This is a genomic window from Citrobacter sp. Cf132, from assembly GCF_030333885.1.
GTDB lineage: Bacteria > Pseudomonadota > Gammaproteobacteria > Enterobacterales > Enterobacteriaceae > Citrobacter > Citrobacter freundii.
In genome coordinates this window covers 97780-117408 of sequence record NZ_JAOWFA010000048.1, presented here as the reverse complement: position 1 = coordinate 117408, position 19629 = coordinate 97780, and the positions used below count along the sequence as shown (strand labels likewise).

Below are 19629 nucleotides of genomic sequence, written 5' to 3'. Positions count from 1 at the left end.
ATCCCACATAAAATTAATTATGGCAGGACCAATTAGAATTTATTTACTTCAACAATAATTCAGCGGTATGGCTGTTGGTGACTAAACAGTTAATATAATTCCCACGTAATGCGCCTAATATCCCACTGTATTTTTCTTCACCCATTGCAATGCCAATGGAGTAACGCGTCTGTTTTAATTTATTGGTTTCGATGGAGAGCGTCTTTTCACTCATATTGGTTTCTACGGTTACACCGTTGATATCGTAAAAGCGCGAGCAAATGTCTCCGGCGACCCGGCGAGCATGCAGGTCATCACTCTCTTCACTGCCGTAAAAAGCGTGCCAGTTGGCGCCATCACGTATTGCCGGAGATCCAATTCCGACCAGCGCGATGTCCAGATTATCCCAATAAGCGGAAATCGATTTAAAATGTCGTGACTGCATGATCCCGTTACGGATCAGCGGGTTTTCCAGCAGTGCCGGGAAATCTGCCAGGTGTGATTCCCCTTTAAGCTTTGCCGCAGCGCCGTAGGTTAGCGTATTGACGTGGTAGCGGCTTTCAAGCTTGCCGGACGGTCCGCCGATAATCGGCACGCAGATCAGCTGGCGCGACTGGCTGGCAGGGGATAACCCTTCCACCAGTCCCCGTACCGCGCGGCCCCATGAGAACCCGATAATGTCCCCAGGCTCCAGCAAGCGTTCCAGCAACTGTGCGCCGTGCACACCCATCATTGTGAGCTGTTCATCTTCCTGTTCGCTGTCGCAGGAGACCACCACCGCTTCTTTCAGGCCAAATTTCTGTTTTAGCTGCTGTTCCAGCCACAGATTTTCGTTGTAGTCGTAATTAATGGCGATGGTGACGATACCCTGCTCGCGTCCACGTTTTAGCAAACGGCTGATCGTGGTGCGGTAAATACCCAGCTCGCGGGCGATTTGCGCTTGTGTCATATCCTGTTCGTAATACAGCTGCGCTATCTTTACGATCAGGCGGATATCATCGCTGTTTTCCGTCGCCATTTTTGGACTCCTGCACATTTGTGCAAATCACGAAATTGTCTTCTTGATCTGATATAACCCCAACTGTTCTCCATCTCAAAGCTATTTTCACTTATTTCAGTGCCCTGTAATGACCGATTGTGTTGCACATTTGATGTGGTGATGGCGTGCTGTCGGCACAGATGTGCTTGTCTCTCTAATGTATTGATTCTGCTTGTTTTCACCCAACAAAATTGCAGGGATGAATCGCTGACACTTTTGTGTCAAAAGGTGTGACGGATCACAAATAGCGCGTGGGCAGTCGAGCACGATTATTTTTTATCGTCCGCAAGGTAGGGTATATTTCGCTTTTAATACACAAAAGCATTCAAGTTGTATCAAGGCGGCAAGGGAACGAATTCCTGGGAGCATAGATAACTATGTGACCAGGGTGAGTGAGGGCAGCCAACGCAGAGACGGCTTGAAGGATGAAGTGTATACAGGAGAAATTATGCTGCCCGACTCATCCATCCGATTAAATAAATACATCAGTGAAAGCGGAATCTGCTCGCGTCGCGAGGCGGATCGCTTTATCGAACAAGGGAATGTCTTCCTGAATGGTAAACGCGCCACCATCGGCGATCAGGTGATGCCTGGCGACGTCGTAAAAGTGAATGGTCGGTTGATTGAGCCGCGTGAAGCGGAAGATCTGGTTTTTATCGCGCTGAACAAGCCGGTAGGAATTGTCAGTACCACCGAAGACAGCGAACGCGACAACATTGTTGATTTCGTGAATCACAGCAAGCGCGTGTTCCCCATTGGCCGTCTGGATAAAGATTCCCAGGGGCTAATCTTTCTGACCAACCACGGCGACCTGGTGAATAAAATCTTGCGTGCCGGTAACGATCACGAAAAAGAGTATCTGGTGACGGTAGATAAGCCGGTCACTGATGATTTTATCCGTGGGATGGGGGCTGGTGTGCCAATTCTCGGCACCGTCACCAAGAAATGTAAGGTGAAGAAAGAAGCGCCGTTTGTGTTTCGCATCACGCTGATTCAGGGGCTGAACCGTCAGATCCGTCGTATGTGCGAACACTTTGGCTATGAAGTTACCAAGCTTGAGCGCACACGCATCATGAACGTGAGTTTGTCCGGCTTGCCACTGGGTGAATGGCGTGACCTGACGGATGACGAACTGATCGATCTGTTCAAGCTGATTGAGAATTCATCCTCAGAAGCTAAACCGAAGGCGAAAGCAAAGCCAAAAGCCGCCACAGCAGGCATCAAGCGTCCGGTAGTGAAAATCGAAAAATCGGCGGAGAAAGAGAAATCGCGCCCGGCGGCAAACGGCAAGCGTTTTACCTCGCCGGGGCGTAAGAAGAAAGGACGTTAACGTCTGCCGCGCGTTGGCGTATTCGCCGACCAGGAGAATGACGCGTCTGAATCCGGTTTATAAGCCTGCTTTTTCTTCAATTGGCGGGCTTTTTTAGCTTCTGCTTCGCGCAAGGCCATCAGTTTATCGATGTACTCTTTCTTGATGCTGTTTGTTTCAGCGTTGGTCAGCAGGCGACCATGTGCAATGCGCGCGCGGTCAAGCAGCGTTTTCAGTTCACGCTGTTCGCGCTCGGTCATCTCTTTTTGGGTAATGCGGGGGAGTGCCATACGGGTGCCCTCTGTTAGCCGATATCCTCAGTGTACGGTAATCCTGGCCAGGCTGATAGCGCTCAATAGGCAATACGCAATTTTCCGCCAAAGTCCTGCTGGGTATAACCCGTTGTTTTGAATCCTTTATCCGTGATGATGCTATCGATTTCTTTTAACGTGGCGATACACATCACCCCATCCTGACCAAATTTGGTATGGTCGGCGAGAATTACCGCTTTTTTGCTCATGGCAATCATGGACTTCGCCACGTACGCCTCATCAAAACTTTTTACCAGCACTCCATGCTGAGGCGAAATTCCACCTGCGCCAATAAAGCAGATATCGGCGTGAATGGCGTTAATTTGCTGACAAACCGAGACACCGAGATTGGCGCGAAAATGGTAGTCATATTCACCGCCTAAGACGTAAACGCGGGCCTGAAGATTATGCTCTTTAATTTTATCCGCAATTAACGCTGAGTTGGTAATAACAGAATAAGCGAGTGGGGGTAATAGTTCAGCAAGAATTAAGTTAGTCGTACAGGAGTCAATAAACAGCGTATCGCGTTCGCTAACCATCGTGGCGGCAATTTTACCAATTGCCATTTTTTCATCACGGTGTATATCAATCCGCGCGCCGAACTCATCTTCCTGAACGACCTGTTTTTTGACAGCCCCGCCATGGATTTTGGTAATTTGTCCTTCGGACTCCAGTATCGAGAGGTCACGGCGAATGGTCTCTGATGTAACTTTTAGCGTTTCCGATAATTTGATGACTGTGACTTCACCGAACTTATTTAATTCATCAAGAATATGTTTTCTTCTTTTAATCGGGTTCATTATTTTCCGCCAATGTCGTGCTTTGGCGCATGGTAACTGGATGCGCAAAGCAACGCAACCACTCCAGTGCACAGACAATACCTTCATCATCATTAGAGGCCGTTACATAGCTGGCGTGTTGTTTTACTGCATCAGGCGCATTGCCCATGGCGATACCGATGTTCGCAGCGGTAAACATACTGATATCGTTCTGCTGATCGCCAATCGCCGTAACCTGTTCGGTCGCTATATTTAGCTGTTGCCTTAACATGTTTATAGCATAGCCTTTGTTTATTTCAGTACGTTGGATGTCAATATAATTCCCTCCGGTGATTGTCGCCATATAACCATAGGGTAATTCATTATTCATTGCCGTACATAATGCATTTACTTTTGATTGTTCTGCCACTAATGTGATCTTATAAATGTCATGCTGATTAAAAATATATTCAGGCGCTGCCGAAATAAAGGGTAGCTCAAATAAGTTGGCCTCATAAGTCGTCCATGGTGCCACGAGTCGGTCATCACGATGATAAATAGCATCGGCGCTAAAAAAATGATGGGGGTAGCAGGAAAGAGATTGGTCAATCTCCCGGAGAGCCATGCAAGAGAGTGTCGCAGTATGAATCATATGCTGCGACGTCATCTCCAGAATTTGCCCGCCATTAAAACCGGCGCACCAGGCAAACAATTTATCTACCTGTTGCTGTTGTAACAGGCGCACCATAGAGGAGACCGGCCTGGCGGAACAGGCTGCCAGCAGACCGCCACGCTGGCGGAACTCAACCAGCGCCTGACGCGTGCGCGGGCTGATTGTTTTCTGCGATGTCAGTAACGTTCCATCCAGATCGGTCACCAGCAACATTTCTCTTTCCTCTGCGTTTACTGAGCAATAAACGGCGTGACGGCCTCTTTGGCGGCGTTGCAGACCATATTGTCGATTGCCGTACCGACGACCAGAATATTGACCCCGGTATCTTTAAACGCTTTGGCGTTGGCGAGGTTAATACCGCCTTCTGCCAGCGTCGGTACATCAACCGCGCCAACCAGCGCTCGCAGCCTTTCTTTAATGGCCTGTGGAATGTCGCCTGCGGCTACGCCTTCATAGCTCATACCGGTCATCAAGCCGATCATATCGACGCCAATTTCCTGCATCCGCTTCGCCACGCTGGAAACCTCTTCCGGCGTGCGCGCAGGAATACCGAAAGTATGCAGATCGTCCGGGTGACCAATATAGGCGTCAACGGTCAGACCATATTGATGGGCGAGATTAACGATATCCTGCAGATCGTCCCAGTCGGATTTATGCGTGTGCAAACCATCGGCTCCGGCACGGGCAATCTCCAGAATCTCAGTGTCACTGAGCGGCACGGGCAAGGTTTCGGTAAAACCTCCCGCAATACCCACGGTAATGAAAATATCGTCAGGAACCACGTTACGCACGCCGTGTACCGCTTCAGCCATTTGCCCGTTGGTGATTTCATGGCGGATCTGCTCCGCTGCATGCATATTGCTCACGCCTTTGTGTCCACGCGCCAGCGCCAGTGCTGGGTGGTTTGGTTCCAGCAGCTTAACGCCTGCCTCACACACCGCTTTCGCCAGACGCGCATCGTCGCCAGTGATCCCGGTACTGAGGATGGTTTGTCCGCCGTGGAGCGCAATGGCGTCTTTCACTTTCTGTAACGCTTTGGCGCGTTTTTTATTCATATCGCCTTTAAACATGGTGTACCTCTGGTGTTGGTGCATTAATTAACGGGCTGACGCTGCAGGTTCGCTCTGTACGACAGCCTTAAAACGGTTAGCAATAATGGTGGTAATACAGGTCATCGCCATTGTTGTGATCATCACGATGGCCATCTGAAGCGCATTGCTGGACAAGAACGGCGAGGCAAAAGCGGGAACATAGGCCACGCCTTTAACGTTAAAGAAGCCCAGCATCATGCCGCCCATTCCGGCCCAGAAAATGGCGGAGCCAAAGACAATTTTGTTGGCGAACATGAAGGGGTAGGCAGATTCCACGAAGGTTCCGAAACCCAGGTTTATAAGCAGCCCCGGTGTGGCGACGGCGGCTTCACTTTTTTCACGAGGGGCGATAACGTTGGCAAGGTTAATCCCTGCGGCAACCATCACCAGACCCACCATATCGACTGCGCCGAGGAAGCTTACGCCGGATTTTTCCATCTCCAGCAGAACCAGCGGCAGGATGACCGCATGATAGACACCGCCCAGGATGGCTGGCCAGATAACCAGCCCTGCCAGCAGTCCGGCAAGAACAGGACTGAAAGCCAGGGTGCTTTCGATAGCCAGTTTGATGTAATTACCTGCTGACAACGCCAGCGGACTCAATAGATAGTGCATGATCAACCCAGCGGCAAGACCTGAAATCCCACCGGCAACGATGTTGACGGTGGTCATCGGAAAGCGCCAGTTCAGGCATAATTCAAACAGCCAACGAACGAAAATCCCGGCCATCAAACCACCGATGATCCCGCCAATCAGGCCCCCCTCGACGGACAGCACCCCGGCGACGACCCCGGCAACGATTGAGACTTCATCCAGCTCAGAAATCTGTTTTGCCGCCAGCACGGCAACCAATACCGGCAGGCCTTTCAGCAGGATTTCAAAAATATCGTTAAGTTTTTCCAGACCCGGGATGTGGCTCAGGGCGAGAACAATCGCCATCGCGATAAAGCCAGGCAGCGCAGGGATCATAATGCTGCGAATGTTAAAGCGTTTGAGCAGGCTCTTTCCGGAGCCACCCTGGGAGGGTGAAGCGTTACCCAACTGCGGCTTGTACTTAATGCCCCAGTGTTTACACAGAGACGCCACGAAAGAGACTGCGCGGGTTCGGCTGGTGGTGCCGGTCGTACCAGAGGTAGCGACAATATTTGCCCCTTTTGCAGCCACCAGCGCCATTGACGTTCCGCCGGTGCCAACGATCGGCGTTTTCATTTCAACGGCGGCGGTGAAGACTTCGTGGTTCGCTTTTCCCGGATCGGCGCTCATCACAACGATTCCGTCGATCGCGCCGCTACGGATCATCTCAGCAATCTGGCGATCGCTTTCGACCACCGATGCGTTCACCTCTGAAAGTTTGCCCTGAAATATCCTTTGTGGTTTTTGTTGGTTTTCTGTGGTTAATGCATACACGGATGCCGGTGTGTGGGGTTTGGCTACATCCATCGAAGCTTCCGCCGCGATAAACTGCACGGCGGCAACTTCCACACCTGCGGCTTCGCACTGCTGATAGATTTCCTGGAGTAACTTCTCTGGCTCTGCGCCACCCAGGTTGTAGAGGTTGCCTCCACTGCTTCCAATAATCGCAATTTTTTTCATAGCGGCCTCGAAGATAGGGTAAGGGTTTATCTGTGTTGTAGTGACAGCATATTCCCAATTAAAACAAACCAAATCAACATCTATGAAGTGGGTTTATTTGAGTTTTAAACTGTATTTTTTTATATATGCAATTGAAATATAACAATTAAATAATTATTTTGTTTTATGTTGATGTTTGTTGTTTTGTGATGAGGTTCAAATGCAGATAGGGAGAAATGGAGGATGCCTCCTCCATTTTATAGAGATCAGTGTTGTTTTACTGCGTGCGGTTTCTCTTCAATCGCCTTCCCGGACCAGTAAAGTAACCCGCCAGTAGCGAACCAGAAAGGTTGTGCCAGACGGAAAATAGCGCGCCGGGCAGAGCGGCGAGCGGACCGAAGTAGATTTTGCCCAGCGCAGCGGCGAGGCCGGAGTTTTGCATGCCGACTTCAATCGCCAGTGTGCGGCAGGTGGATTCATCAAAGCCGAACAGTTTCCCGCCCCAGTAGCCGCCAAGCAGGCCAATGGTGTTATGCAGAATAACGGCGATAATTACCACAAAGCCGACTGACGCTATGTGCGACGCAGAACCTGCCACAACAGCGCTGATAATCGCCAGGATGCACACCATAGAAAACGCGGGCAGATACGGTTCTACGGCTTTCACGACGCGTGGGAACAGATGGTGAATGACCAGACCCAAAGCAATCGGAATAACCACGATCTGCAGAATACTCAGCAGCATACCCATCACATCCACCTGGATATGCGCGTCGACGTAAAGACGGGTGAGCAGCGGCGTGGCGACAACACCGACCAGCGTTGAAACCGATGAAATCGTCACGGAGAGCGCCACATCGCCTTTCGCCAGGTAGATCATTACGTTAGATGCCGTTCCGCTGGCCACGCTACCGACCAGCACCATACCTGCGGACAATTCCGGCGGCATATTAAAAGCCAGCGCCAAAATCCATGCGGCGAGCGGCATCACCAGATAGTGCAGGAAAATACCCGCCGCGACCGGGGCCGGGCGTGAGAGTACGCGTTTAAAGTCATCCACCTTCAGGTGCACGCCCATACCGAACATAATCAGCATCAGTAACGACGGCACGAATGGCCCGACAGGCGTAAAGGTGGAGGGTGTGTAATACGCAATAACAGAGAGCAGCAGCGCCCATAACGGGAACAGCCGCGTGAGAGTAGCGAGCATGTTGTATTCCTTGCGATTGAAATGTGTTGTGTTGTTATAAAAAAGCCGGGATCGAGCCCGACCATAGTTATGGTTTATCGCGTGATGGAATATTATTCAAACAAATTATGTTTATGTTCCGCAGTGAATGTTTTCCCAGCTCAGCCCGAAACGAGCGAGATATTTTCGCAGGCGGTCTGCATCGTTAGGATTGGCTTTTTTCTGCCGCGAGACGGCAAAAAGCTCGCGTCCGGCTTCCGACAGCGACGCGCAGCGGCGGCACACTTCCAGTACCGTTTCTAACTGGCGGCGATCGAACAGGTCAATGTCCATATTCAGTTCAGGCTGCGGAGTTGCTATCTGCCAACTCTCCTTTAGCAGCGCAATCTCTTCTTCGACAAGGGATAAGGTGATGCGACCTTGTTCGGCAAGGGTCGCCATGCGCGCGATGGATGAACTTAGCTCGCGAAAGTTGCCGCGCCATTGCGCCTGTGGGGAGCAGGCAAATGCCAGATAGGAAGCGCGGGCTTCTTTATCGAAACGGATTTGCGTCTGTTTGCTGCTGGAGAAACGTTGCAGCTCATACTCGACGTTCGGCGCTATATCTTCCCGCCGCTGCGCCAGACCGGGCAGAGCGAAGCTCCACATATTGATACGCGCGTAGAGATCCTCGCGAAAACGGCCTTCAGATACCCATTGCCGCATGTCGCGATGGGTGCCGGCAATCAGCTGAAAATCGCTGCGTACTTCTTTGTCTGACCCAAACGGGAAAAAGGTTTTTTCTTCAATCGCTTTTAGCAGCATGGCCTGCTCATCCAGCCCTAATTCGGCGATCTCATCGAGAAACAGCACGCCGCCATCGGCCTCTCGCAGTAATCCGCTACGCGCCGTGAGCGCACCGGTAAAGGCTCCCTTCACGTGACCGAACAGCGTGGACATCGCATTGTCGCCGCGCAGGGTCGCGCAGTTAACCGCCACCAGTTTTCCCGCTACCAGATGCCGCGACTGGCGTAGCTGGAAAATGCGTTTCGCGAGGAAGGATTTGCCCGCGCCGGTAGGGCCGGTGAGCAGGATCGGGTCGGTCGAACGCAGAGCGACCCGCTCAATGCGATCGATCAGTTTATTGAAGGTGGCGTTGTGCGTATCAATCCCGGCTTTCAGAAAAGAGACTGACTGCTGCTGTTCGCGCTGAAAACGGCTGGTGAGCGTGGCGTAGCGGCTTAAATCGAGATCGATAACCGAGCAGACGCCAGCGGCGACGGCCTCATCTGATGAACCGCGTGGCGCCGGGCTGGTTTGCAGCAGGCTGGCGGGCAGGTAGCGGGCTTCCGTCAGCAAAAACCAGCAGATTTGTGCCACGTGAGTGCCGGTGGTGATGTGCACCAGATACTCTTCGTTTTCCGTATCAAATTCATAATGCGTGGCAAAGTCGAGAAACGCGGCGTAGACCTCTTCAAAGTCCCACGGATCGTTAATGGTGACGGCATGCGGGCGAACCTGGGTGTGCGGCGAAAGCAGCGCGACGTCTTCAATCAACCGTTGCGCCATGCTCTCATCGCGTGGCTGGTGGAGGAGTTCCAGCCTGTCGACAGGGAAATCGGGTTGTTGGCATAGCCCAACCGTGGGTCGCCACTTCTTAAACCGATTGGCCCGCTTGCCGCGCTTATCGAGCACCGTTCCCAGTACGCCAATCACTACCCGCCGTTTTTTCATGGTTTATCCAAAAAGATAAATAAGAGAATAAAAGATAAAAAAATTAACCCGTCGAGACAACCGCCATTATTGGCGTTAATAATTAAAATTATAAAAATCAATTCATTAACAATTAAATATGCCTTTTTTAATTCCTGGCACGCTTCTGGCAATAACACTTGCGTCAATCACGCTGAAAGCGCAGGGGGTTAAACCCCGCCGGCACGTCAGGAACGGCACAGGCTGTTTTCCGGGAGTGTTCCGTCAGCCGATGACACACAGTGGGTTCGATTCCCAATTTCATCCCCGAATGAAAACTGGTTGTTAATCATAGAAATAAAGCGGAGTGATGTGCAGTTAGCACGCTCCAGAACAGGCTGCCGGTAAAGATGCCGTGTGACAGGCAAAAGGGAATTCCCCTGTCGCTTCGCCCCTGCACCCGCGCCTGAACGATATTAAGGAATATACAATGGCTAAGAAAATCACTATTCAAAAAGCGCAGTTAGGTCTTTTATCCCGCGAGGGTGATTACTATCAGGTGTTGGAAGCGGGTCAGCATCGTTTACCGTGGTTTAACACCCCGGAAGTGCTGATCGTCAACAGGGATGGCGGCGAAGTACCGCAGGCATTAGCGGAGTATTTACGCCGCTTTCAGCCCGAGTGGGTGGCGCGTTTCTGCCTGGTCGCGGATACAACGGATACCGAAGCCGCGGCGCTGTATATCAACGGCGTTTTGCAGGAGATCCTGCCACCGGCATCGCGCCGTCTGTACTGGAGAGCCGACGAAGCGTTAACGCTGGTACGTATGGATACGCGCGAGGTTCAGGTGCCAACGGACGTCATGAATGCAGTATTACAGCCCCGTCGCAGCGGTGCGGTGAAAGGTCGCGAAGCAATCTTAACGGTGCAGGTTCCGGCGTGGCACGTCGGTGTGCTGAAAATTGATGGTGAAACTCAGGCGCTGTTGCTGCCGGGGCTAACAGCATACTGGAAGGTAAACCATCTGATTGAAGCGGAAGTGGTGGATACCCGTTTGCAGGTGCTGGAGGTTGGCGGTCAGGAGATCCTGACCAAAGATAAGGTCAACCTGCGTTTAAACCTGGCGGCGAACTGGCGTTATAGCGATGTGCTGCTGGCATTTGGTCAACTGACTAAACCGCTGGATCACCTTTACCGTGAGTTGCAGTTTGCGCTGCGTGAAGCGGTGGGAACGCGCACACTGGACGAATTACTGGAAGATAAGCAGGTGATCGATGAAGTAGTGAGCGCGCAGGTGAAAGCCCGCATGACGCCGTTTGGTATCGAAGTGGCTTCACTGGGGGTGAAGGATATTGTCCTGCCCGGCGATATGAAGGCTATTTTGTCGCAACTGGTTGAAGCGGAAAAATCCGCCCAGGCCAACGTGATCCGACGTCGTGAAGAGACTGCCGCCACGCGCTCGCTGTTAAATACGGCAAAAGTGATGGAAAACAACCCGGTAGCACTGCGCTTAAAAGAGCTGGAAACCCTCGAAAGAGTTGCTGAGCGCATCGATAAAATCTCGGTGTTCGGGGGCCTGGACCAGGTGCTGCACGGTCTTGTGAACATAAAAGGATAAGAATAATGAGCGACAACACAGTGGACGGCGCAATGCGCGAACGTGTATTGCGCCAGCTAAAAGAGGTTGAGCAGCGCTATGGCGTCAGGGTGCTGTATGCCTGTGAATCCGGCAGCCGTGGCTGGGGATTTGCCTCGCCGGACAGCGACTACGACGTGCGATTTCTCTATGTTCATCCCCCTGAATGGTATCTGCGGATCGAAGCGCCACGCGATGTTATTGAGCTGCCGATAGATGATGAGCTGGACGTGTGCGGCTGGGAATGGCGCAAGGCGCTGGGGTTACTCAAAGGCGCAAACCCGACGCTTATCGAGTGGCTGGATTCGCCGGTGGTCTATCAGCAGGATGACGTGACCGTTTCGGCGCTGAAAGCGCTGGTGCCCAAATGGTTTTCTCCGCTACGTGCCCGCTGGCACTACTACTCGATGGCGCGGAAAAACTTCCGTGGTTATTTGCAGGGTGACGACGTGCGATTGAAGAAGTACTTCTACGTTCTGCGACCCCTGTTGGCGGTGCGTTGGGTGGAAGCGGGCAAGGGCGTACCGCCGATGCGTTTTGCCGACCTGCTGGCGGGAAGTGAACTGGATGCGCCATTGCGTCATGAAATTGATGAGCTGTTGGAGCGCAAGCAGTGTGCGGGTGAAGCGGAGTACGGCCCGCGTCGTCCACTGTTGCATGCGTTTATCCGCGCCGAGCTGGAAAGAGGAGAGATTCCACCGGCGTTACCGGATTGCCGGGAAGGCGATGTCAGGGAGCTGGACAGATTGTTATATGAAACGGTGATGCGGTGAAAATGCCCGATGGCCTAAGAACCATCGGGCGTTGACGTCTACTTATTCAAACAAGTTATGGTGTAGCTTCTGTACAACCTGCTCGGCTTCAGTACCGGGTACCAGGAAGCACAGGTTATGGCTGGACGCGCCGTAGCAAATCATTCGAATGTTGAATGGCTCCAGTACGCCGAACACCTCTTTACCCACGCCACAGGCTTTGGACAGGTCATTGCCAATCAACGCCACCAGCGCCAGGCCTTCTTCCACTTCAACCCGACACAGGGCAGACAGTTCCATCAGCAGAGACTGTGTTAACAGTGTATCGCCGGTGGACGTTGAACCAGTGGTATCCAGCGTCAGCGCCACGCTGACTTCGGATGTGGTAATTAAATCGACCGAGATATTGTGGCGTGCCAGGATGCCGAACACTTCCGCCAAAAAGCCGCGAGAGTGCAGCATATTCAGGCTATGCAGTGTCAGCAGCGTCTGCTTACGGCGTAATGCCAGCGCCCGGAACAGCGGTGGATTCGCGGTTTTATTACATACCAGCGTACCGCCTGCTTTTGGATCCTTACTGGAGCCCACAAATACCGGAATATCGCTACGTACGGCTGGCAACAGGGTTGCCGGGTGCAGCACTTTCGCGCCAAAGGTCGCCATTTCCGCGGCCTCTTCAAAGGCAATTTCATCAATACGCTGCGCAGCCGGAACCACGCGCGGATCGGTCGTGTAAATGCCGGGAACGTCGGTCCAGATATCAACGCGCGTTGCGTGTAGGGCTTCTGCCAGTAAGGCGGCGGTATAATCGCTGCCGCCGCGTCCCAGCGTGGTGGTGCGGCCCTTGCCTTCACTGCCGATAAAGCCCTGAGTAATCACCAGACCTTCGCTCAGACGCGGGGCCAACTGGAGCGTTGCCAGTTCAGCCAGCGCCGTGACGTCGGGTTCTGCACGACCAAAACGATCGTTAGTGCGCATCACTTTACGCACGTCAAACCACTGCGCTTGCACGTTGCGTTCACGCAGGATCTCGACGAACAGCAGGGTAGACATCAGTTCACCGTGGCTGACCAGTTCGTCGGTCAGCGCGGTTGAGGTCGCCAGTGACGCCGCTTCTGCCAGTGTGGTGATGTTTTCCAGCAGACGTTCGATCTCTTCACGGATCACGTTTGGATAACGCAGGCGTTCCAGAATGTTGAACTGAATTTGACGAATGGCATCGAGTTTTTCGAAGCGCGCGGTTGGCTCCAGCCCTTCAGCCAGTGCGACCAGCAGGTTGGTGATTCCCGCAGAAGCGGAAAGTACCACCACACGGACGTTAGCATCAGAAAGCACGACATCAGCGCTGCGATTCATGGCATCAAAATCCGCCACGCTGGTACCACCAAACTTGGAGACAACTACATCAGTCATAACTACCTCGTGTCAGGGAATGAATAGAGCGACCATGGCACATAAGGCAGAACGAAAACCGGTGCAGGCGCAAATGCAAATACCGTATTTATAAATAAAATGTGTAGCTTGCACTGTCAACGCTGGGATTATGCGGATTTTTCATGCTGCAACTGCGTTGAGTAACGGTACTAATAACAACGCTGATAACCGCTATACTTTTTAGCCACGTTTGGCGGATGCCCTGGCAATGGCATTAAAACAATCACACTTTTCTGTGACTGGCGTTACAATCGATCTCAGTCACAATTCTCAAAATCAGAAGAGTATTGCTAATGAAAAACATCAATCCAACGCAGACCTCAGCCTGGCAGGCACTACAAAAACACTTTGAAGAAATGAAAGACGTTACTATCGCGGATCTTTTCGCGAAAGATAGCGATCGTTTCACTAAATTTTCCGCGACGTTTGACGATCTGATGCTGGTGGATTTTTCCAAAAACCGCATCACTGAAGAGACGCTGGCTAAACTGCAGGATCTGGCGAAAGAAACCGATTTGGCGGGTGCCATCAAGTCCATGTTCTCCGGTGAGAAAATCAACCGTACTGAAGACCGTGCCGTGCTGCACGTGGCGCTGCGTAACCGTAGCAATACGCCGATCATCGTTGACGGCAAAGATGTGATGCCGGAAGTGAATGCGGTACTGGAGAAGATGAAATCTTTCTCTGAAGCGATCATCTCCGGAAGCTGGAAAGGCTATACCGGCAAAGCCATCACTGATGTAGTAAACATCGGTATCGGCGGTTCTGACCTTGGCCCGTTCATGGTGACCGAAGCGCTGCGTCCGTATAAAAATCACCTGAACATGCACTTTGTGTCGAACGTCGATGGTACGCACATCGCCGAAGTGCTGAAAAAAGTGAACCCGGAAACCACGCTGTTCCTGGTCGCTTCCAAAACCTTCACCACCCAGGAAACCATGACCAACGCCCACAGCGCGCGCGACTGGTTCCTGGCGACCGCTGGCGACAACAAGCACGTAGCCAAACACTTCGCAGCGCTTTCCACTAACGGTAAAGCGGTTGGCGAGTTTGGTATTGATACTGCCAATATGTTCGAGTTCTGGGACTGGGTTGGCGGTCGTTACTCCCTGTGGTCTGCAATCGGTCTGTCCATCATCCTGTCCGTAGGCTTCGACAATTTTGTTGAGCTGCTCTCCGGCGCACATGCGATGGACAAACACTTCTCCACCACCCCGGCTGAGAAAAACCTGCCGGTGCTGCTGGCGCTGATCGGTATCTGGTACAACAACTTCTTCGGTGCCGAAACCGAAGCGATTCTGCCGTATGACCAGTATATGCACCGTTTCGCGGCCTACTTCCAGCAGGGCAACATGGAATCCAACGGTAAATACGTTGACCGTAACGGCAATGCGGTGGATTACCAGACTGGCCCAATCATCTGGGGTGAGCCGGGTACTAACGGCCAGCATGCGTTCTACCAGCTGATCCACCAGGGTACCAAAATGGTGCCGTGCGATTTCATCGCGCCGGCAATCACCCACAATCCGCTGTCGGATCACCATCCGAAACTGCTGTCTAATTTCTTCGCGCAAACCGAAGCGCTGGCTTTTGGTAAATCTCGTGAAGTGGTTGAGCAGGAATATCGCGACCAGGGTAAAGATCCGGCTACGCTTGAGCACGTTGTGCCGTTCAAAGTGTTCGAAGGTAACCGTCCAACGAACTCCATTCTGCTGCGCGAAATCACGCCGTTCAGCCTGGGTGCGCTGATTGCGCTGTACGAACACAAAATCTTCACTCAGGGCGCGATCCTGAACATCTTCACCTTTGACCAGTGGGGCGTTGAGCTGGGCAAACAGCTGGCGAACCGCATTCTGCCAGAGCTGAACGATGATAAAACTGTTTCTTCCCATGATGTTTCTACTAATGGGTTGATTAACCGTTACAAAGCCTGGCGCGCCTAATGGCGCTGCGCTTATCCGGCCTACAGGCACATATCCTGTAGGCCGGATAAGGCGTTTCGCCGCCATCCGGCATTAATGAAATAAAAAAGCCGATATTAATATCGGCTTTTTTATAAGATTACTCCAGGATATCTACGTTTTTACTTCACCCTTTAATTGAGCTTAATCCTAAAATAATTTATTCAACGTTATCCTGTTTCTGATATTTTCAGATTTACCGGGTATTGTGTTTTTATTATTATATTTTAACTCTTTGAATTAAGTTGTTTTTATTATTTGTTGTTAATCATATTTTCTCTCGTTATCTAATTGTCCTAAATTCCCTCTCGACCTAATTTACAAACTTCGCTTGTGTATACTCGATCTCGCCCGAAATTCTTTTGGGTAAATCTCCATTCATACAATGAAGGGAATTTGTGATGAAAAAAGTTCTGTATGGCCTTTGGGCTATATCTGCGCTTGCGGCGACCTCTGTCTATGCCGCCCCCGTTCAGGTGGGTGAGGCTGCAGGGTCGGCTGCCGCGTCGGTTTCGGCAGGAAGTTCCTCCGCAACCAGCGTGAGCACCGTAAGTTCTGCGGTGGGGGTTGCCCTGGCGGCGACCGGCGGCGGCGATGGTTCTAATACCGGAACCACAACCACCACAACCACCAGTACCCAGTAATAAAGGTACGTTTAATTCTAACCACACTTCGGTGTGGTTATTTGGAATTGCCAAAAGTCTGTGGGATTTGTAGGCCGGGTAAGCGTCGCGCCACCCGGCAATAATGCGGAGAAACGTCGTGAAGCGACCAGCGATCATAATGGTTTGCCTGCTACTGCAGGCGTGCTCAGCCACTACCGAAGGGCTGGGTCATTCGCTGTGGGATAGCGTGTTTGGTACTCCCGGCGTACAGATGACGGACGATGAAATTCAAAACATGCCTTACGCCAGCCAGTACATGCAGCTCAACGGCGGTCCCCAACTGTTTGTGGTACTCGCGTTTGCAGAAAACGGACAGCAGAAATGGGTGACTCAGGATCGGGCTATTCTCGTCACGCAGCATGGGCGCATTGTGAAAACGCACCTTGGCGGGGACAACCTAATCGAGGTGAATAATCTGGCGACAGACCCGCTCATCAAGCCAAATCAGATAGTCGACGGCACAACGTGGACCCGCACGATGGGCTGGACTGAACATCAGCAGGTACGCTATGCCACCGCGCGCTCGGTTTTCACATGGGATGGCGCCGACACCATCAAAGTCGGCAGCGATAACACGCCGGTACGGATCCTTGATGAAGAGGTCACCACCGATCAAACGCGCTGGCATAACCGCTACTGGGTAGACAGTGAGGGCATGATTCGCCAGTCGGAACAGTATCTTGGCGCAGGTTTCTTCCCGGTGAAAACCACGCTGATCAAGGCGGCGAAACCATGATGAAACGAATGATTACCGCGCTGACATTCAGCCTGTGCGCGGCATCTGTTTTTGCTGCGGGCAGCGTAAAAGTGATTACGACAGGTAGCACAGAAGCAAAAACGGTGACCGGGGCTGAACATCTGCTCGACCTGGTTGGACAGCCGCGGTTGAGCAATAGCTGGTGGCCAGGCGCGGTTATCAGCGAAGAGCGGGCAACAACTGAGGCACAACGTCAGCAGCAGGCATTACTGGCTCGTCTGGCGACGTTGAGCGCTGAAGCAAGCGGTGAGGATGCTGGCGCTATCAACGCATTACGCCAGCAAATTCAGGCGCTGAAGGTGGCCGGTAGACAGACGATTAATCTCGACCCGGATGTAGTGCGTACCAGTGAGCCAGGCAACCCGCCGTTGCAGGGTAATTACACACTGTGGGTCGGACCGCAGCCCACGGATATCACGCTGTTGGGTTTGCTAAGCCACACGGGTAAACAGCTGTTTATACCCGGACGTGATGTTGCCAGCTATCTCGATGGGCAGCATCGGCTCAGCGGCGCGGATCGTAGCTACGCCTGGGTTGTCTATCCCGACGGACGCACACAAAAAGTACCGGTCGCCTACTGGAACAAACGTCACATTGAGCCGATGCCCGGCAGCATCATTTTTGTCGGGCTGTCGGACTCTGTCTGGAGCAGCACCCCGGATGAAATCAATGCCGACATTCTTCGCACCCTGACCCAGCGGATACCCGAATAATGAGAAAAACTTATCTGCTCAGCCTGTTGGCGCTGGGTATTAGTGCGGCCTGTTACGGTGAAACGTATCCTGCACCGATTGGTCCTTCCCAGTCCGATTTTGGCGGCGTGGGGCTGCTGCAAACCCCAACCGCACGCATGGCGCGTGAGGGCGAAATGAGCCTTAACTACCGCGATAACGATCAGTACCGCTATTACTCTGCGTCGGTGCAGCTCTTCCCGTGGCTGGAAACCACGCTGCGCTATACCGATGTTCGCACTAAAAAATACAGCAGCGTGGAGTCGTTTTCTGGCGATCAGACTTACAAGGATAAAGCTTTTGATCTCAAACTACGTCTGTGGGAAGAGAGCTACTGGATGCCGCAGGTGGCAGTTGGCGCGCGAGATATTGGCGGAACGGGCCTGTTCGATGCGGAGTATATTGTGGCGAACAAAGCCTGGGGACCGTTTGATTTTTCACTCGGTCTTGGCTGGGGATACCTCGGGACCAGCGGCAACGTCAGCAATCCGTTTTGCTCATACAGCGATAAATTCTGTCATCGCGATAACAGTTACAAGCAGGCGGGTTCCATTGACGGCAGCCAGATGTTCCACGGCCCGGCGTCGCTGTTTGGCGGCGTGGAATATCAGACACCCTGGCAGCCGCTGCGTCTGAAACTGGAGTATGAGGGTAATAATTACCAGCAGGATTTTGCGGGCAAGCTGGATCAGAAGAGCAAGTTTAACGTCGGCGCTATTTATCGCGTCACCGATTGGGCCGACGTTAACCTCAGCTATGAGCGCGGCAACACCTTTATGTTTGGGGTCACGCTGCGGACTAACTTTAACGATCTGCGACCACACTATAACGACAACGCCCGCCCGAAATATCAGCCGCAGCCGCAGGATGCTATCCTGCAACATTCGGTGGTGGCGAATCAGCTAACGCTGCTGAAATACAATGCCGGGCTGGCGGATCCTAAAATCCAGGTGCAGGGCGATACGCTGTATGTAACAGGCGAACAGGTGAAATACCGTGATTCGCGCGAGGGGATCGAGCGTGCCAACCGGATCGTGATGAACGATCTTCCTGACGGGATCCGCACGATCCGTATTACGGAAAATCGCCTTAACTTGCCGCAGGTGACGACCGAAACAGAGGTTTCCAGCCTCAAGCGCCATCTGGAAGGCGAGCCGTTGGGCCATGAGACTCAACTGGCGCAAAAACGCGTGGAGCCCGTGGTGCCGAAAACGACCGAGCAGGGCTGGTATATCGATAAGTCGCGCTTCGATTTCCATATCGATCCGGTGCTAAACCAGTCGGTGGGTGGCCCGGAAAACTTCTATATGTATCAGTTGGGCGTGATGGGTACGGCGGATTGGTGGGTGACCGATCATCTGCTGACCACCGGGAGTTTGTTCGCCAATCTCGCCAATAACTATGACAAGTTTAACTACACCAACCCGCCGCAGGATTCGCATTTGCCGCGTGTGCGTACCCATGTACGTGACTACGTGCAAAACGATGTTTACGTGAATAACCTGCAGGCCAACTACTTCCAGTCACTCGGCAACGGCTTTTACGGACAGGTGTACGGCGGCTATCTGGAGACCATGTACGGCGGCGCGGGGGCAGAAGTGCTCTATCGTCCGCTGGACAGCAACTGGGCGTTTGGTGTTGATGCCAACTACGTGAAACAGCGTGACTGGCGTAGCGCGCAGGACATGATGAAATTCACCGACTACAGCGTGAAGACCGGGCATTTGACCGCGTACTGGAATCCTTCTTTCGCCCAGGATGTGCTGGTGAAAGCCAGCGTGGGTCAGTATCTGGCCGGGGATAAGGGCGGAACGTTGGAGATCGCCAAACGCTTCGACAGCGGTGTCGTGGTGGGTGGTTATGCGACTATCACTAACGCCTCGCCGGATGAGTATGGCGAGGGTGATTTTACAAAAGGGGTGTACGTTTCCGTGCCGCTGGATCTGTTCTCGTCTGGTCCGACCCGCAGCCGTGCGGCGATTGGCTGGACGCCGTTAACACGTGATGGCGGTCAGCAGCTTGGGCGTAAGTTTGGTCTGTACGATATGACCAGCGATCGCAGCGTGAATTTTCGGTAATCGAGCCGTTTGCCAGCCGGATG

At 52.5% G+C, this 19629-nt stretch carries 17 protein-coding genes; 8 read left to right on the top strand and 9 right to left on the bottom strand.

What is annotated here, in order from left to right:
- Nucleotides 1–43: 43 nt before the first annotated feature.
- On the bottom strand, nt 44–997 hold the full coding sequence (locus OGV85_RS07490) for a sugar-binding transcriptional regulator (RefSeq protein WP_061547491.1): 954 nt from the start codon (nt 995–997) through the stop codon (nt 44–46).
- A gap of 469 nt (nt 998–1466) precedes the next feature.
- On the opposite strand from OGV85_RS07490, the gene rluF reads away from it, so the two are divergent.
- Nucleotides 1467–2348 carry a 23S rRNA pseudouridine(2604) synthase RluF gene (gene rluF, locus OGV85_RS07485; RefSeq protein WP_032948298.1) on the top strand — a complete coding sequence of 294 codons (882 nt, stop codon included), beginning with the start codon at nt 1467–1469 and terminating at the stop codon, nt 2346–2348.
- Here rluF and OGV85_RS07480 read toward each other — a convergent pair.
- The 7 genes from OGV85_RS07480 to rtcR form a co-directional block, all read right to left on the bottom strand.
- Nucleotides 2345–2617 carry a YjbD family protein gene (locus tag OGV85_RS07480; protein WP_032948299.1) on the bottom strand — a complete coding sequence of 91 codons (273 nt, stop codon included), beginning with the start codon at nt 2615–2617 and terminating at the stop codon, nt 2345–2347. The two genes, rluF and OGV85_RS07480, sit on opposite strands and share 4 nt — an antisense overlap.
- A 62-nt stretch (nt 2618–2679) precedes the next feature.
- Entirely contained in the window at nt 2680–3438 is a 759-nt protein-coding gene (locus OGV85_RS07475; RefSeq protein WP_005132777.1) for a DeoR/GlpR family DNA-binding transcription regulator, read from the bottom strand.
- Nucleotides 3425–4282 carry a Cof-type HAD-IIB family hydrolase gene (locus OGV85_RS07470; RefSeq protein ID WP_044702271.1) on the bottom strand — a complete coding sequence of 286 codons (858 nt, stop codon included), beginning with the start codon at nt 4280–4282 and terminating at the stop codon, nt 3425–3427. The genes OGV85_RS07475 and OGV85_RS07470 overlap by 14 nt, the downstream gene beginning before the upstream one ends.
- Before the next feature lie 17 nt (nt 4283–4299).
- Complete coding sequence (locus OGV85_RS07465) at nt 4300–5139, bottom strand: beta/alpha barrel domain-containing protein (RefSeq protein WP_044702272.1); 840 nt, start codon at nt 5137–5139, stop codon at nt 4300–4302.
- A gap of 27 nt (nt 5140–5166) precedes the next feature.
- Complete coding sequence (locus tag OGV85_RS07460) at nt 5167–6753, bottom strand: PTS sugar transporter (protein WP_044702274.1); 1587 nt, start codon at nt 6751–6753, stop codon at nt 5167–5169.
- A gap of 256 nt (nt 6754–7009) precedes the next feature.
- Nucleotides 7010–7942, bottom strand: coding sequence for a ketopantoate/pantoate/pantothenate transporter PanS (panS, locus tag OGV85_RS07455; RefSeq protein WP_061547492.1), 933 nt, complete (start codon nt 7940–7942; stop codon nt 7010–7012).
- A gap of 111 nt (nt 7943–8053) precedes the next feature.
- On the bottom strand, nt 8054–9634 hold the full coding sequence (gene rtcR / locus OGV85_RS07450) for an RNA repair transcriptional activator RtcR (protein WP_048220013.1): 1581 nt from the start codon (nt 9632–9634) through the stop codon (nt 8054–8056).
- 448 nt (nt 9635–10082) lie between these two features.
- Between rtcR and OGV85_RS07445 the strand changes: the two genes are divergently transcribed.
- Nucleotides 10083–11210, top strand: a complete 1128-nt coding sequence (locus OGV85_RS07445) for a slipin family protein (RefSeq protein ID WP_032948302.1) — start codon at nt 10083–10085, stop codon at nt 11208–11210.
- A 5-nt stretch (nt 11211–11215) separates the two neighbouring features.
- Entirely contained in the window at nt 11216–12001 is a 786-nt protein-coding gene (locus OGV85_RS07440; RefSeq protein ID WP_060854507.1) for a nucleotidyltransferase domain-containing protein, read from the top strand.
- 42 nt (nt 12002–12043) lie between these two features.
- On the opposite strand, the gene lysC is transcribed toward OGV85_RS07440, so the two are convergent.
- Entirely contained in the window at nt 12044–13393 is a 1350-nt protein-coding gene (lysC, locus tag OGV85_RS07435) for a lysine-sensitive aspartokinase 3 (protein WP_003031667.1), read from the bottom strand.
- A 314-nt stretch (nt 13394–13707) separates the two neighbouring features.
- On the opposite strand from lysC, the gene pgi reads away from it, so the two are divergent.
- From pgi to OGV85_RS07410, 5 genes are all read left to right on the top strand, one after another.
- Nucleotides 13708–15357: a glucose-6-phosphate isomerase gene (pgi, locus tag OGV85_RS07430; protein ID WP_003031668.1), complete on the top strand. Its 1650-nt coding sequence runs from the start codon at nt 13708–13710 to the stop codon at nt 15355–15357.
- A gap of 419 nt (nt 15358–15776) precedes the next feature.
- Nucleotides 15777–16019 (top strand): exopolysaccharide production protein YjbE, encoded by a 243-nt coding sequence (gene yjbE, locus OGV85_RS07425; protein WP_003826562.1) that lies wholly within the window; start codon nt 15777–15779, stop codon nt 16017–16019.
- A 118-nt stretch (nt 16020–16137) separates the two neighbouring features.
- Nucleotides 16138–16776 (top strand): YjbF family lipoprotein, encoded by a 639-nt coding sequence (locus OGV85_RS07420; protein WP_061547493.1) that lies wholly within the window; start codon nt 16138–16140, stop codon nt 16774–16776.
- On the top strand, nt 16773–17510 hold the full coding sequence (locus OGV85_RS07415) for a capsule biosynthesis GfcC family protein (RefSeq protein ID WP_061547494.1): 738 nt from the start codon (nt 16773–16775) through the stop codon (nt 17508–17510). Before OGV85_RS07420 ends, OGV85_RS07415 begins: the two co-directional genes overlap by 4 nt.
- Nucleotides 17510–19606, top strand: a complete 2097-nt coding sequence (locus OGV85_RS07410) for a YjbH domain-containing protein (protein WP_061547495.1) — start codon at nt 17510–17512, stop codon at nt 19604–19606. Before OGV85_RS07415 ends, OGV85_RS07410 begins: the two co-directional genes overlap by 1 nt.
- Nucleotides 19607–19629 lie beyond the last annotated feature (23 nt).